Below are 15,689 nucleotides of genomic sequence, written 5' to 3'. Positions count from 1 at the left end.
AACCGTGGCAACGGCCCTGCTTACAGTTTAGGTTCGGTAATACTCCAAGGCCCGGCGCATTTCGGCCTTCGATACGGGGACATCGTAGGTGCAACGGCCCGGTCCGTCGAGCAACGCCATCCGCACCTGACCACCCCGGTTTTTCTTGTCCTGCAACGTCAGCGCCAGCACCGGTTCCAGATCGGCATCGGTGATGGCAACACGGCCGTATACCGCAAAAAGATACTCTTCAATCTGTTCTAATAACTGCGCCGGAATCAACCCTTTCCGGGCGGCAATAAAGGCTTCGGCAATCATCCCGACGGCAATCGCTTCGCCGTGCAACAACCGCCGTTTGGGGTCCGCCAGCAGGTATGTTTCGAGCGCATGCCCTACGGTATGGCCGTAGTTCAGTATTTTACGAATTCCCTGCTCCGTTGGATCTTGTTCGACGACCTTTTTTTTCACGGCCACCGAATGCGCCACCAGATCTTCCCAATTCTGCTGGTGCAGATCAAGACGACGGATTACGTTCCATTTGGCCTCGTCGGCAATCAGACAATGCTTGATAATTTCGGCGAATCCGGAGCGCAACTCCCGCTCCGGTAATGTTTGCAGAAAAACCGTATCAATCAGTACGGCTTCCGGCAATTTAAAGACCCCAATATGGTTCTTAAATCCGTGAAAGTCAATACCCAACTTTCCGCCCACACTCGCGTCTACCTGCGACAGCAGCGTGGTCGGAATCTGAATAAAATCAATGCCGCGCTTGTAGGTCGAGGCACAAAAACCGCCTAAATCACCAATTACGCCCCCTCCGAGATCAATTACCAGCGCGTGACGGTCAAAGTGGGCGTCGGTTAACCCCTGCCAGACGCTTTCGCAACTGCTTAAATTCTTGTTTTCCTCGCCCGCCCGAATCGTAATAATTTTATGTTTCGGTAAAAAATTTTTTATGGCCGGATAACAAAAACGCTTGGTATTTGAATCGACGAGAACCGCAATTGCCGAATAATTGCGCTGTTGCAGGAAAACCGGCAGACTTTCGGCCAGGGATGAGATATGAACGGACATAGGGGTTATAAAGAAATCGCTCCCAAAGGTAAAACTTCGGAAGCGATTTCAACCACGGACTGCCCGACTTTAGTCCGGGCGAACTGGCTTAAGGGGCGGGGCCTAAAGCAAGACTACAGACGTTACGAAACAACTTTCAGCGCGTCGGCGAACGCCTTCATCTGGTCCATCGTCCCGAGGCTCACGCGGCACCAGTACTGCCCGTCGAATTTCCACTGCCGGACGCTGACGCCGTTTTCCATCATTTTCCCGGTAAAATCGTCGCCATTCATCCGGATCGGGAACAGCACGAAGTTGGTGCCCGACGGCAGGTAGGTATAGCCGTTCTGCTTCAGCGTCGTGTACAGAAACTCCCGGGCTTCGAGCCCTTTGCCCAGCGAGTACTGGATAAACTCCTCGTCTTTGAAACACGCCAGCGCGGCCCGCAAGGTGGTCATGCTCAGGCTCCCGGGCCCACCACCCCATTTCGAGATGGTTTTCAGCATATCGGGCTGACCGACCATATACCCCATCCGCAAACCGGCCATGCCGTAGATTTTGGAGAAGGTTTTGGCCACCATTACATTCTGGCCTTGCTTGATGTTTTCAATAACCGTATACTTTTTCGGATCGCCCGTGTAGTGAATGTAAGCTTCGTCGACAAACACCGGTTTTTGGGCCGAAACGCGGTCGACAAACGCCCGCAGCGTGTCGGGATTCATCGTAACACCGGTCGGATTGTTGGGATTGCAGAGATACACCAGACTGGTTTTGTTGTTGATCCGCTTTTCCATTTCTTCCAGGTTATGATCATACGTACCCGACGTCAGGGGCACTTTATCCCACGCCATACCGTGCATAACGGCCGCCCGCACGAGTTGTTCGTAGGTCGGATCGGCCGACAACACGCTGCCCCCCGGATTCCTGTGCGCAAACTCCAGCGCCGTCGCGTGCAGCAACGCGCCCGAACCCGCCGACAACAGAATTTGCTCCGGTGCCACCCCTTCCGCTTCCGCAATCATTTTCTGCAACTCCGTCCCGTACTGAAACGGGTACAGAAACCCTTCCCGGGCCGCTTCCGAAATCGCTTTCAGGGCTTTGGGCGACGGGCCGTACGGATTTTCGTTAGCCGACAGTCGCGCTTTCAACGCCTTCGGTGCGGTCGGCGGCAGCGCAGCGGCTGACTCCGGTTTGTCCAGCCAGGGTTCACAATAGGCCGCTGGTGCAGCGGCTACCCCTATACCGGCCAGCAAGCCGGACCGGAGCCATTCGCGACGGTTAAGAGACATAATTAGAAGTTTGTTGATTATCAAGTTCAAAAGTTCTCACGATCATCGGCAGCGCGATCTGCTGGTAATAAGGTGTTAATAGAGATGGCTAGTTGGGTCTATTGTCATGCAAACCCGGTGCGTCGGCCGGCCGGACACTGGCCGCTTCGCCGAACCGCCCTTCGCAACCGGGCGCATGGCAACTGCTGACAGCCGGATGGAACCGGCTTCAGTCTCGTATCCGATGCAATAGCGGATGGGAAGGTGCCGCGAAAAGGCAAAGCACGACCAACCGGCCCGATCAGCAGAAATGCATCATCATAAGGTCAGGCGGAATCAAACCTGCACCGGGTATTCTCAGGCAGGAACGCGCACGAATCGTGTTCGCTCCCCTAAAAAGGTGTGCTTCGGTTGGGGAGTCCGGCAGTGCGGCCAGCGGATCATCCCATCCGGAAAGAAGAAGTCTCTGTGGTTTGTTGATAAACCAAAAGTAAGGAAAACAGCAGGTTCACCAAATTTAATCAGCGGTTTTTTAATCAGTAACGTACAAAATTTTTACAATTACCTGATCAGCCAAATCCAGCCCTTGTTTACACAAACTATTTCCCTGTTAAATCCAACTTTCTTTGTTTATTTTCTCCTACCCGTAAAGCCGTCGGGAAGGGATTTAACGGAGAATCGGAAAACCGATCGAATAGACATTTTCACCACCCCGCCGGACCTGAAACGTAGCCACGAGGATGATCACCGAATTGAAGACACAAAGCCCCACCATACTGGCAAAAGCCACCAAAGGCGACCAATGCCCCAGCTTACCCGTGACCATCATTATTATCCAGCCGGCCACCAGACCGAAGGTGAGAACGGTCCAGGTAATCTGAAAATTGATCATGCGCCGGCCCAGCTCGCTCACGCCTTTTATCTTGTCCCGTTTCATGACCCAGAGCGCCAGCGGAATAAAGATATTGCCCAGCGGCACGACCCAGAACGACAGCGCCGACAGGTTCAGCAGTTGCAAAAAACCGGTATCTTCTTCCTTGGTAAAATCGAGAAACTCTTCGACGGGCGTGTCCAGCGCTTTTGCCAGCAGCCGGAGCGTCTGCCCGCGCGGTTCGGTTTTTCCGTTTTCGATCCGTTGCAGCGTCCGGAGGTTGATCGATGCCTGGTCGGCGAGTTCTTCCTGAGAAAGTCCTTTGCTGCGTCTCAGGGACCCGATTTTTGCGGCTAGTATTCCCTTGATCATGGTTCCGTTGTTTTTGATCAAAGGTAGTCCGGCAGGCGTTCCGGTCGGCCGGTTTTATCCCGACATTTCTACGGCATTTGTGTCATCGCCTGAAGAAACCGCTTTTTTGCTGGAAACGCGACCGGGTCGCCGTTGCACAGTCCGATTGGGTCAGCGACCCAGCTGCGTTCCTGCTTATTGCCGGCTATTCTTTTCACCGACGTATCGTTCGAAGAATTCGTAGATCCGCAGCATCCGGTCGATGCGCTGCCGAACATTCCCCGAGCGGCTCAATTCGTGCGTCCCTCCCGGCATCCGCACATACTCGACCGGACGGCCCAGAATCTTCAGGCTTTTGTACATCATTTCGCTCTGAATCACCCCCGTCCGCAAGTCGTTTTCGCCGTGTTTGATCAGCAACGGCGTCCGGATTTTTTCGACAAACGTATACGGCGAATTGCTTTCCAGCACCTCCTCAGCCTGTTTTTGCCACGGATAGCCGCCAAAATAGTTCGGAACCAGCCGCCAGGCGTTGCCTTCGCCCATAAACGTTGTCAGGTCGTAAACGCCCCGCTGCGAAAAAGCCGCCTTAAACCGGTTGTCGTGCGCCACAATCCAGGCGGTCAGGTAGCCCGCGTACGAACCGCCCGTAATCACCTGCCGGCTCGTATCCACCCAGGCTTCCCGGGCCGCATCGGTGGCAGCCGCCAGCACATCCTCAGTGGGTCCCGTCCCCCAGTCCTTTACATTGGCCCGCTGAAAATCAACCCCGTAACCACCCGATCCGCGCGGGTTGGCATACACAATTCCGTAACCCTGGGCGCAGAAATACTGAAATTCGTGCCACATCGAGGCTTCACCGGGTCCCCACATGGCCGTCGGGCCACCGTGCATGTTGAGTAACAACGGAAATTTACGGGCCGGAGCCGCTGTATTGCTGCCCGCAATCGCGGTCGGTTTCATGATCCAGTACTCGACCGTTTGCCCTTTGGAGTTCCGGTAAGTGCGTTTTTCCGGGAAACTCAAGGCTTTCCCCGTCACCCAGTCGTTATGGTTGCTCAGTTTCACCGCCTGGGTCGTCAACGGTTTTTCGACGGAAGCACCGGTCAAACCTGCCAGGTATAATTCCGACGGATTGGCGACTTCGGTTTTGGCAAAAACCACCTGATTCCCGGCCAGATCAAAGGCGCTCACTCCGCTGTTGAAATCCGACAACTGGGTTACCTGCCGGGTTGCGGGGTCCAGTTGGTACAACGGTACACCGCCATTCGAGGGTGCCGTAAAAAAGACCGCGTAAGCCGGGGTAGACGCCCCGGTTTTCTTCTTTGGCCCAGCCACCGATGTCATGCCCCATTTCAGGCTCCCGGCCGCCCGATCGAAGGCAACGGTCTGGAAGTCGGAAACCGTCGTTCCGCTCAGGCTGGCGACGGCGAGTTGGCCCACGTTAACCCCCTGCGCCGAACTGGTCAGTAACACCAATCGGCGTCCATCGGGTGAAATGGCTGGCGCGGAATAAGTCCTGCCGGGTTCCGACAGCAGGTTCAGGCGCTTGCCGGACCCATCGGCCGCCAGCCAGACCAGCGCGGCATCCTGTTCCCGGTCGGGGTGCCGGAGCGTGTCGCGGTCGGTCACGGCCAGAACGCCCTGTCCGTCGGGCATCCAGACCGGTGCCCGAAACGAATAAAAACCGCGTGTCAGCGGCCTGGCCGTCGCATTTTCCTTTACTTCGATGCTGTAGAGGTGCGTAAAACTCAGCTCGGGCTCCGTCGTCGATTCGCCCTGAAAGTTGAGTCGGTTGATAACTTTCGCTTTTTTATCTTCGACATCCTTGCTGAGATACGCCCGGATTTCGGCCAGCGAACCGTCGGGATTGGCCTTGACGGTTTTGTCCGGTTTGATAAAATCATTGTTGGCAAAACCCGGTTTTTCGAGCGACCAGACCGGCACCGCCCTGCCCGGGTTCAGAATAGAGTCTTTCAGAATTTCGGACAGGGACGCGTTGACGGTGAACAAAATCCGTTTGCCGTCGGGCGACCATTGGGGACTGGAAGCCCCGTAACTCAGGCGGGTTAACTGCCAGGCTTCGCCCCCATCGAGCGGCATCACAAAAATCTGCGATTTCCCCTTCACGGTCCGCGCAAACGCAATCGACTTTCCATCCGGCGACCAGTCCGGCTGCCGGGCGCTCTCGCTGCCGTGCGTCAGGGCTTTCGACGTACCCGGTTTTAAGCCGGTCAGATAAAGATGCGTTTTGTATTCGTATTCCTCTTTTTTCTCCGCATCCGGCTCAATGGTTGTCAGCGTATACACGGCCTGTTTGCCGTCGGGCGAGGTTTTGATGCTACTGACCTGTTTGATCCGGGTCAGGTCGGTCACCACAATTTTTTGTTTCGGAGCCGTCTGGGCATGGGCCATGGGCACCACCAGCCCCAGAACGGCCGTGAGGAGGAGAAATCTCTTCATGAATAGTTTGTTTCTGAATGAATTCCGAAGATAACAAAAAGCGGAATGGAACGCTCAGAAGAAGGATAAATGGTTACAAACCGTCGTGGTAATCATACCCGCGTTCGGCCCAGAAGTCGCGCGGGCGTTCGTCGCTGAACCAGAGGCTGCCGATGCGTTTGAGGTTTTTAACACCGTATTTGACCGGAATAATGAGTCGCAGGGGCGCTCCGTGCAGGTCCTGCAACGGCTGTTCATTCATTTCGTAGGCCAGCAGTGTCTGCGGATGCAGGGCGCTGGGCGTGTCGATACCGACGTAATAACCCCCGTCGGGCGTTTTCATACCGACGTACGGATACCAGTCGCCGGAGCCGGTTTTCTGGCCCAGCTCGTATTTTTTGACAAATTCGGCAAAATTGACCCCGCCCCAATGCTGAATCTGGCTCCAGCCTTCGATGCACTTGAACTGGAAAATAAGCTCCTGCTTCGGCAGGGCTTTCAGGTCATCGAGCGAAAGCAACAGCGGTTTCTGGCCGGCTCGCTCCACCCGCAACCGCCAGGCCGTCGGGTCGAGGGCCGTCCGCAACCCGGCGCGGCCATTGATCCGAACGTTTTTGACGGCCATCTCCTTCGGGAACGTCGGTGCCAGGTGCGTATCGCTGAAATACCGGTTGGCGACCTGCTCATTCACGCCCAGCACTTCGCGAAAGAACTTCGGCAGCCCGGCTTCCTTCGGTTGGGCCAGAATCCATTTCCAGACGCCGTAGGGCACCAAACCGGCTAGCCCAAACCACGCAAACGCTTTGATGGTCCGACGCCGGATTTGCTGATCGGTCGTCAGGGTTTCCGGCTCCGGTTCCTTTTCGGGCTGTTTTTTGTCAATATCGTCCATTTCAGCCATGCGTAGCGGTGTATAAACCGGCTATTTCAGAATGTGTTAAACGGAAATCGTTGGGCTGGGCGGGCCCGGTTTTTCTTCTTCTTTTTCTACCTCAAACCCAGTAACCATGCCCCGAAAATTGTTCCAGCCTGCGCGAAGCACCTGCAAAATATGAATCACAAAAAACAGCACGTAGCCCATCGTGAGGGCGAAATGCAGCAGCCGGGCGGTTTCGTACCCACCCATAAGGCTCGTCAGACCGGCCAACTGGATCGGTTTGTAGAGGGCCAGCCCCGTCAGCAGAGAGCCGACGCCCATCAGAATAATCGCGGTATAGGCAATCCGTTGCGCACCATTGTACTTCCGTTGCGGAGGGGCGGTTTTTCGAATACCCAGATCGTGCAATGTCACCTGCCAGGCTGCCCGGAACGAGTGCCGATTGGGCAGCAGCAACCGCCATTCACCCGAAAGCAGCGTGTAAAGCACGTACAGCAGGCCGTTGAGCGTAAACAGCCACATGAACACAAAGTGCCACGACATGCCCTCGGCCAGCCGCCGACGCAGGTGCAGCGCCTGAATAAACCAGTTCGGGAAAAATTTAAACAAAACCGTATCACCAATCTGAATTTTATACGGCTGATACGCCCAGTAAATGAGCAAACCGCTCCAGATCATCACGAACAGAACCGGGAAATTAATCCAGTGAAACCACCGGATCGCCAGCGGATGTTTGTGAACGATGCGTTTCATTTGCCCACCAGTTCGATCACCAGCCGATTCGCTTTGTAGATATACCGCATGGCGGCCACGATGGCACCCGTATGCACCGAAACCGTGCGGTTTTTGTCCGGCACAAAAATGAAGCTCCCCGGCAGACTCTCCATATTTCCATCGAACGCCAGACCGACGGCTTCCCGGTTTTTGTTGATCAGCGGACTGCCTGAATTACCACCAATGATGTCGTTGGTCGATACAAAACACATCGGTTGCCGCAGCAACTCGGCGGGCGGGTTCAGCCAGCGTTTGGGCAGCGACCACGGAAATTTACCCTGAAAGGAATAATACCGGTCGTATAAACCGGCAAAGGTGGTTTGATAGGGCGCAACGGTTCCGTTATACGGAAATCCTTTCACCACGCCGTCGTTGATCCGCAGCGAAAATGTGGCATCCGGCGGAATGGCGGTTCCGTAGACTTCATACAGCAACCGCCCCAGGTTGCTCCGCAAAACCGTTTGCTGCCGGTTGATCTGTTGCACCGCCGAAGCCGCCCGCTGGTAGCGCGGTACCGAAATCCGGGCCAGCGCCAGCAACGGATCATTGTCGCCACTGATGGCCGCCGGACCTTTGGTAATCAGGTCATTGATGTACCCCTGATCGTTCAGCTTCGTGTTATTCATCAGATAGGCAGCCGCTTCTTTGGGGGCTTTTCCGTTCAGAGCCGCTTTGATGTACGGATCGTCGTTGCCCAGCGCCTGCTGCGCTTCGCTCAGGTGGGCGGCCAGATACGCTTCTTCCAGCCCGCGATCGGTCAGTTTCGGGGTTTCCAGCAATTCCCTGAGCTGTTCGGCCCGGCCGGGATTCTGGCGGGCCACCTCAGCGTAGGTCACCAGCAGATGGGCAAACACCAGCAAATCGCCCCGCGCCAGTTCGCTCGGCGACAGATAGGTGTTGTCGTTGTAATATTTCCGCAATTCCGAGACATTGGCAGCCAGGTTGTCCCAGAGTTTCAGGTTGATGTCAAATCGCGAAACCGGTGCCTTGGCGCCCTCACTCAAACTCCGGCCCGAACCGGTGCTCAGTTTCGACTGTCCGCGACTGCCTTCCAGCCGCTGAGCCTCGGCCTTGAACTGCTGTTCAAAAGCCGCCTTTCGGGCCATCAGATACGGATCACGCAAGCCGTCGAGTTGACCACCGTAGGCTTTCAGGCTGTTTTCCAGACTAAAAATTTCGTTTTGAATGCTGTCGTTTTTGACCTTGGTGTTATACACCTGCAGCGCTTCGGCGCGGTTGCGGAGCAGTTGCAGAATGTACGGCATTTTCAGGTCGCGGTCGAACTCAAGTTCGGCCACAGTTTTCAGCCGTTCGGTACTGCCCGGATTTCCGGTTACAAAAACCGGTTCGTTTTCGTTGATTCCGTTGGGATTGAACTTGAAATAATGACTGGTTTTCAACGGCTTGCCGTTGTCGTACACCCGGAAAAACGAGAAATCCAGCGCGTAACGCGGGTAGGTAAAGTTATCGGGATCACCGCCGAAAAAACCGAGTTGCAGTTCGGGCATCAGCACCAGCCGCACGTCGTTGTACCGCTTGAACCCGTAGAGCGCATACCGGCCACCGTTGTAGAACGTAATCGTTTGCAGTTCAAGCCCTTTCCAGTCGGGCTGGTTGCCATATTCCTGTTTGATGGCGGCAAATTCCCGTTCGCGTAGTTGCAGTTGTTCGGCATCAGATTTCCCGTTGGCCATAGTGGCCTGTACGCGGGTTGTAATATCTTCAAGCTTAAGGAGTTGATCAACATACAGATTCGGCACTTTGCGTTCCTCGGCGAAGGTTTTGGCAAAAAAACCGGTATGGTTCAAATCTTCGCCTTTCCGTTGGACTCCCGTGCCCGATTCGCGGGCGCAGTGATGATTGGTCATCACCAGGCCGTTGGCCGACACAAACGAAGCCGAGCAGTAATCGGCAAACCGCAGCGACGCCAGCCGAACCTCGTCGAACCATTTCTGGTCGGGCGTAAAACCGTACGTCTTCTGGAAATATTCCTGGGGCGGTGTGTCGAACGTCCACATCTTGCCCATATCGAACGGACCGGCTTTGACCGTGTCGGGGTTCAGGGCCGGCTGGGCCGAAACGAAAACCGTTTCGATCAGGAGCAGGGCGGTTAATAAAAATCTCATCAGAAAGGGAGTTGAACCGGATTTCGCGGAGTAACGATGGTATGATTAATGGATTAACGACGTGTATGCTTTCTATCGGATGGTACGAACCGGGGAAAGGTATAAAAATAATCCCAGTTAACCCCGCGACAGCGGATCGTTTCCATCCGCGTAATCCCCGTTCAAAACGTCAGGATAGTTCATTCTTCACCACGAATTCTTCCATCTCCTTCTTATCCCGGCGGACAAAAGGCCGGATGATCAGGCGGGTGCCGCGTTCGTAGGTAAAGAGCCGGTAAATCCAGTTGCTCAACACCACCAGCTTGCTCCGAAAACCGATCAGGTAGTAGATGTGGACGAACAGCCAGGCCACCCAGGCGACAAAACCGCCCAGGTGCAGGTTGCCGGGCAAATCGGCCACGGCGCGAACCCGGCCAATAATCGCCAGAGAACCTTTATCGAAGTAATCGAACTTCGTCATGGGTTCGTTCTTGATCAGACGACGGAGGTTTTTGGCCAGATGCTGCCCCTGCTGAATGGCCGGTTGCGCCACGCCCGGATGACCATTCGGCCATTTCTCGGTTTTCATGAACGCAATATCACCGATGGCAAAAATATCGTTGTACCCCTGCACCTGGTTGAATTCGTTGACCGTAATGCGGCCCCCGCGCGCAATCAGCTCCTTGGGCAGTCCGTCGATGAGTGCCCCCGTCACCCCGGCCGCCCACACAACCGTCTGCGAGCGGATTTGCTCCCCGCCCTTGAAGGTTACGGTTTCGCCGTCGTACGACTCCACCAGCGTTTTCAGCTTGACGACCACGCCCATGTCCTCCAGATATTTCTGCGTTTTCGCGCTGGCTTCGGGCGACATTGGTGGTAACACCCGGTCCAGCCCTTCGACCAGATAAATGTTCATTTTGCTGAAATCCAGCCCCGGATAGTCGCCCGGCAGCACGTGCTTCCGCATCTCGGCGAGCGAACCCGCCATTTCGACGCCCGTCGGCCCCGCCCCCACAATGACGTAATTCAGCAGGCTCTGCCGGATGTCGGGATCTTTCGTGATGCTGGCCTGCTCGAACGATTGCAGCAACTGGCTGCGCAAATTCAGGGCTTCGGGGATGGTTTTGAGCGAAAACGAATATTTCTGAACCTGCTCATTTCCGAAAAAATTCGCTTTTGTCCCCGTCGCGATCACCAGGTAATCATAATGCAGGTCCCCGATCATCGTCTTGACGGTTTTCGTCAGCGGATCGACGCCCAGGATCCGCACCAGCCGGAAGTGAAAATCTTCGTAGTCCTCATCGAACATTTTACGCAGCGGTTCGGCGATGGCGTCGGGCTCCAGCCCCGCCGTGGCAACCTGATACAGCAACGGCCAGAAACCGTGGTAGTTCTGCTTATCGAACATCACAATCTGGAAGTCTTTGCCGCTCAGCTTCTTCACCAGATTGATGCCTCCAAAACCGCCCCCGATGACCACCACTCGCGGTTTGGTCGTGTCGGGAATATTGAGCGAAAGTTGATCAAAATTCAGCATGGTTTTCGTGTGTTTATCAGGCTGTTCCTTACGTAACTCAGCCCGCGCGAAACTGTTAACTTCGAAGCCCGTTATACTTTTTGAAGTCTTCTATCGTAATAACAAATACTAAGCTCATAGAATGCCTGAATGAAGCATTTTCTCCTGTCCTGTTTTCTATTTTTAGTAACTGTAACCCAGTTGGTTGCCCAACCCGTTTCGGGGCGAACCAACGTCACCATTAGCGGGTATGTCTGGGAAAAAGGCAGCCAGGAAGCGCTCATCGGCGTGAATGTCTACCTGCCCGGCACCGCCACCGGAACCACCACCAACACCTACGGTTTTTATTCCCTGACCCTGCCCCAACAGGACAGCCTCACCCTGGCTTTCTCCTTCGTCGGCTACGAAACCGTCCAGCAAACCGTCTCCCTGCGAAAAAACCGTGAACTTTCCCTCTTCCTGACCCCCGGGCAGGCGCTGTCGGAAGTTACCGTAACGGGTAATCGCAGCGAGGAAAAAATCAGCGATAGCCCGCAGATGAGCAAAATCGACATTCCCATCAACCAGATCAGGAAAATACCGGCTTTCCTGGGCGAAAAGGATGTGCTGAAAGTATTGCAACTCATGCCGGGCGTTCAGAAAGGCTCCGAAGGCAGCACCGGTATCTACGTGCGCGGGGGCGGACCCGACCAGAACCTAGTGATCCTGGACGATGCCATCGTCTACAACGCCAACCATTTGTTCGGGTTTTTCTCGGTCTTCAACGGTGATGCGCTCAAGAGCGTGGAGCTAATCAAAGGCGGTTTTCCGGCGCGTTACGGCGGACGGCTGTCGTCGGTGATCGAAATGAATATGAAGGAGGGCAACAAGGAAAAGCTCCACGGCGAAGGCGGCATTGGCCTGATTGCCTCCCGGCTGACGCTCGAAGGACCGATACAAAAGGGCAAATCATCGTTTCTGGTGTCGGGACGCCGGACCTACCTCGACGTGCTGGCCCGGCCCATCATCAAGCAGCAGACCGACGGGCAAACCGTGGCCGGGTATTACTTTTACGACCTGAATGCCAAGGCCAATTACGACTTTGGCCCCCGGAATAAATTGTACCTCAGTGGCTACTTCGGACAGGACCGGTTTTATGCCAACGACAAGGAAAGCGGCACCAACATCAACCTCGACTGGGGGAACACCACGGCGACACTCCGCTGGAACCACCTGTTTTCGCAGCGGCTTTTTTCCAACCTCTCGCTGATTTTCAGCAAGTACAACTTCAGGATTTCGTCGGATGAAACGGATGCCGTTTCCAATGACAGGTTTGCGCTGCGGTATAGCTCCGGTATCCGGGATTTTTCGCTGAAGTACGACATTGATTTTTATCCGTCTCCGCAGCACTCGTTACGGTTTGGCGTCCAGAGCATTGCCCACCGGTTTACGCCCAGCGCCGTCGTCCTGCAGAATACCCTGATCAACCAGTTCACGACCAGAATCGACGCCATCGACGTGCTGGAATCCGGGTTGTACGCCGAGGATACCTGGCGACCCAACGCCCGCTGGCGGATCAACGCCGGAATCCGGCTCAGTCATTTCATTCAGAAACAGGTAAATTACCTGCGCCCCGAACCCCGCATTTCGGCGGCTTATGTGCTAAAACCGTCGTTGTCCGTGAAGGCGTCGTACGCGCTGATGAACCAGTACGTGCACCTGCTGTCCAATACCGGCATTGGCCTGCCCACCGACCTCTGGGTGCCCACCACCGACCAGGTAAAACCGCAGCAGTCGCAACAGATCGCCGTCGGCATCGCGAAGGATTTTGCCGACAAAGGCTCCGCCCGGGGCCTGACGCTGACCGTTGAAGGGTATTACAAAACGATGAACCGCATTATCAATTACCGCGAAGGAGCCAGTTTTCTGCTGATCAACAGCCCCGAATCGGCCAATCAGGTCCGCTGGGAAGACAATGTGACGGCGGGCAAAGGCTGGTCGTACGGCGGGGAAGTGCTGTTGCAGAAAAAACTGGGGCGGTTTACGGGCTGGACCGGGTACACGCTGTCGTGGACGCAGTGGCAGTTTCCGGAACTGAATTTCGGGCGGAAGTTTTTCCCGCGCTACGACCGGCGGCACGACGTTTCGGTAGTCGGTATTTACGAACTGAATCCGGGCATTACGCTCTCGGGCACCTGGGTCTACGGTACCGGCAACGCGCTGACCGTCCCGCTGGCCAAATACCAGGCCGCCACACACCAGGTTAATCCAGTGATTACCAACAACAACTCGTTCATCAATGAGTTCTTCAGTTACGGGCGGGCCGTCAACGACTACAGCGCCAAAAACAGTTTCCGGGCCGAAGCCTACCACCGGATGGACCTGGGCGTGCAGTTTCACAAGAAAAAGCGTCGCCACGAACGCACCTGGGAATTCAGCGTGTACAACCTCTACAACCGCCGGAATCCGTTTTTTTACCAGCTAACCACCCAAATCAACGAACAGACCAACCAGCCGACCAAGACGGTTTTTGAGCGGTATTCGGTGTTCCCGATTGTTCCGTCGGTTACGTACGGTTTTAAATTTTAAACAGCATGGCCTTCCGTTTGTCGTCCCTTTTTGCGCTGATGCTGCTGGTCACGATGGCCTGTCAGAACCTGGTCACGGAAATCGATCCGTCGAACTTGCCGCCACTCGACCGCAAGCTGGTGGTTAACGGTTATCTGTCACCCCAGGATACGGTTTTGGCGGTTTCGGTGTCGGGTTCGCAGACGGTTTTGGGACAGATCATTACCGATTCGGTCAATACGGTGCAGAACGCCACGGTGGTTATCGCCAGCGAAGGCCAAACGATCACATTATCGTACGACGCCGATCGGCGGGTTTATACCGCCCAAACCCGTCAGTTTCCGGTTCTTTCCGGCAAAACCTACACCTTGCAGGTCGATGCGCCCGGTTTTGAAACCGTGACCAGTGCCTGTACAGTGCCGGCCAGCGTGCCGGTTTCGCAGCTTGTGCTCGATTCGGTCCAAACGTTTTCCGGCGAAGGCGCCGAACCCCGGTGGACGTACAGCGTACGGGCGGTTTGGCAGGACCCGGCGGGGGAAACCAATTATTACCGGGTAGCCGGATACGGCGAATCCATGAGCCGGGTTTCCCGCTTTCCCACCGCGCATATCGATCCAACGGACCCGACCGTGTTGACGCGCGGCCTCATCGGTTTCGGACGACTGGAACAGTTTGTAACCGATCAGAATCAGGATGGACAGACACTCGTGTCCACCCGGGGCGAGGTACCGCTTTTCTTTGATTATTCGTTTTACGATGATTCAACGCAGAGCACGTATACCGGAAACGCCCCGTTTTCCAAACCGCTGACCATCCGGGTATCGGTGCTGCAAACCGACGAAAATTATTACCAGTATCACCGGGCACGCCAGCAACAGCGCCAGTCGGCCAACAATCCGTTTGCCGAACCCATTCTGATGCCCTCGAACATCGAGGGCGGCCTGGGTTGTTTTGCCGCTTACAACCGCTCGACGGCGGTTCTCGTGATCAACTAAATCAAAGTATCGCCCGCGGTTTTAACCGTGTGGACCGAAAGCTCATTTCCGGTTTTGTAACTGACGCAGGACTTTACGCAACTGCTCCGGTTTATTCAGGTACGGCGCCAGGTCGAACAGTTCGACTTTGCGGAATTCGACCGGGTGGCTTTCGCTCTGCAGGGAGATGTAGCCTTCACGAAGCAATTGCCCGTCTTTTTTCACGGCCGGATCGTAATGAATCACGTTGCCGCCCCCGATCTGCGGTTTTTCGTACGTCAGAACGGTGTCTCCTTCCACAATGTGTTTCACCAGCGAGTCGCCAAGCACCAGCGTTTCGGCACGAACCCAGCGGTCGCCGTGGTAGGTTTTTGACTTCGAATCGATGCAGTGGGGGGTAAACAGTTTTCCGTTCATGACCACGTTCGTGCCGGGCGTGCAGAGGTTGGCCGTATGGCGTTCGTGCTGCCCGTCCCCGCCCAGCAACTGCATTTCCAGCGAAATCGGAAAGTCCTGATCAACGCCCATCGTTTTCGGGTCCTGGCAATGCAGCATGGCTCCGCTGTTGCGGACGGCCCAACCCGGACCTCCCGCGACCTGCTCGCCCACAAACCGGTATTCGACCGCCAGCAGGTAGGCCGAAAAGGGCTTCTTGTAGAAAATGTGGCCGAATTGTTCGTCGAAGGTTTTGTACTGGTCATACCGAACCACCAGCTTGCCGTCTTCCACCCGGAAGGTATTGCCGAAATTATCGTCGAGCGGGTGTTTCGAAATCTTGACTGACCAGTCTTTCAGGTCTTTGCCGTTGAACAATTGAATCCAGCCACGCGGTTTGGGCCGGGACAATCCTAGACTGAAACCGGCGAACAGCAACAGGGCGATGACGATAACGGATGGTCGCATAGCGGTAGAAAGGCAATGGAGCAAATTTA

Annotated in this window: 11 protein-coding genes; 2 read left to right on the top strand and 9 right to left on the bottom strand. The window is 55.3% G+C overall.

What is annotated here, in order from left to right:
- Positions 1 to 27: 27 nt before the first annotated feature.
- From aroB to ACFPMF_RS22615, 8 genes are all read right to left on the bottom strand, one after another.
- Positions 28 to 1,053, bottom strand: coding sequence for a 3-dehydroquinate synthase (aroB, locus tag ACFPMF_RS22650; protein WP_379849361.1), 1,026 nt, complete (start codon positions 1,051 to 1,053; stop codon positions 28 to 30).
- Positions 1,054 to 1,175: 122 nt separating this feature from the next.
- Positions 1,176 to 2,321, bottom strand: a complete 1,146-nt coding sequence (locus tag ACFPMF_RS22645) for a pyridoxal phosphate-dependent aminotransferase (RefSeq protein WP_379849359.1) — start codon at positions 2,319 to 2,321, stop codon at positions 1,176 to 1,178.
- Between the two features lie 646 nt (positions 2,322 to 2,967).
- Complete coding sequence (locus tag ACFPMF_RS22640) at positions 2,968 to 3,543, bottom strand: magnetosome magnetite crystal formation protein family (RefSeq protein WP_379849357.1); 576 nt, start codon at positions 3,541 to 3,543, stop codon at positions 2,968 to 2,970.
- A 174-nt stretch (positions 3,544 to 3,717) separates the two neighbouring features.
- Positions 3,718 to 5,985, bottom strand: coding sequence for a S9 family peptidase (locus tag ACFPMF_RS22635; protein WP_379849355.1), 2,268 nt, complete (start codon positions 5,983 to 5,985; stop codon positions 3,718 to 3,720).
- Positions 5,986 to 6,058: 73 nt separating this feature from the next.
- Positions 6,059 to 6,865 carry a molybdopterin-dependent oxidoreductase gene (locus ACFPMF_RS22630; protein WP_379849353.1) on the bottom strand — a complete coding sequence of 269 codons (807 nt, stop codon included), beginning with the start codon at positions 6,863 to 6,865 and terminating at the stop codon, positions 6,059 to 6,061.
- Positions 6,866 to 6,901: 36 nt separating this feature from the next.
- Positions 6,902 to 7,594, bottom strand: coding sequence for a cytochrome b/b6 domain-containing protein (locus tag ACFPMF_RS22625; protein ID WP_379849351.1), 693 nt, complete (start codon positions 7,592 to 7,594; stop codon positions 6,902 to 6,904).
- Positions 7,591 to 9,741: a S46 family peptidase gene (locus ACFPMF_RS22620; RefSeq protein ID WP_379849349.1), complete on the bottom strand. Its 2,151-nt coding sequence runs from the start codon at positions 9,739 to 9,741 to the stop codon at positions 7,591 to 7,593. Before ACFPMF_RS22620 ends, ACFPMF_RS22625 begins: the two co-directional genes overlap by 4 nt.
- A 169-nt stretch (positions 9,742 to 9,910) precedes the next feature.
- Positions 9,911 to 11,257 (bottom strand): NAD(P)/FAD-dependent oxidoreductase, encoded by a 1,347-nt coding sequence (locus tag ACFPMF_RS22615; RefSeq protein ID WP_379849347.1) that lies wholly within the window; start codon positions 11,255 to 11,257, stop codon positions 9,911 to 9,913.
- Positions 11,258 to 11,386: 129 nt separating this feature from the next.
- Here ACFPMF_RS22615 and ACFPMF_RS22610 point away from each other — a divergent pair, with 129 nt between their 5' ends.
- Both ACFPMF_RS22610 and ACFPMF_RS22605 read left to right on the top strand, forming a co-directional pair.
- The gene (locus ACFPMF_RS22610) at positions 11,387 to 13,804 is read left to right on the top strand and encodes a TonB-dependent receptor (protein ID WP_379849345.1); all 2,418 of its coding nucleotides are present in this window, start codon (positions 11,387 to 11,389) and stop codon (positions 13,802 to 13,804) included.
- A gap of 5 nt (positions 13,805 to 13,809) precedes the next feature.
- Positions 13,810 to 14,778: a DUF4249 domain-containing protein gene (locus tag ACFPMF_RS22605; protein WP_379849343.1), complete on the top strand. Its 969-nt coding sequence runs from the start codon at positions 13,810 to 13,812 to the stop codon at positions 14,776 to 14,778.
- 42 nt (positions 14,779 to 14,820) lie between these two features.
- Here ACFPMF_RS22605 and ACFPMF_RS22600 read toward each other — a convergent pair whose 3' ends face one another.
- On the bottom strand, positions 14,821 to 15,660 hold the full coding sequence (locus ACFPMF_RS22600; protein ID WP_379849341.1) for a 3-keto-disaccharide hydrolase: 840 nt from the start codon (positions 15,658 to 15,660) through the stop codon (positions 14,821 to 14,823).
- Positions 15,661 to 15,689 lie beyond the last annotated feature (29 nt).

The sequence above is a fragment of the Larkinella bovis genome (genome assembly GCF_042655385.1).
Classification (GTDB): domain Bacteria; phylum Bacteroidota; class Bacteroidia; order Cytophagales; family Spirosomataceae; genus Larkinella; species Larkinella bovis.
This window is presented reverse-complemented; position numbering and strand designations above follow the sequence as displayed.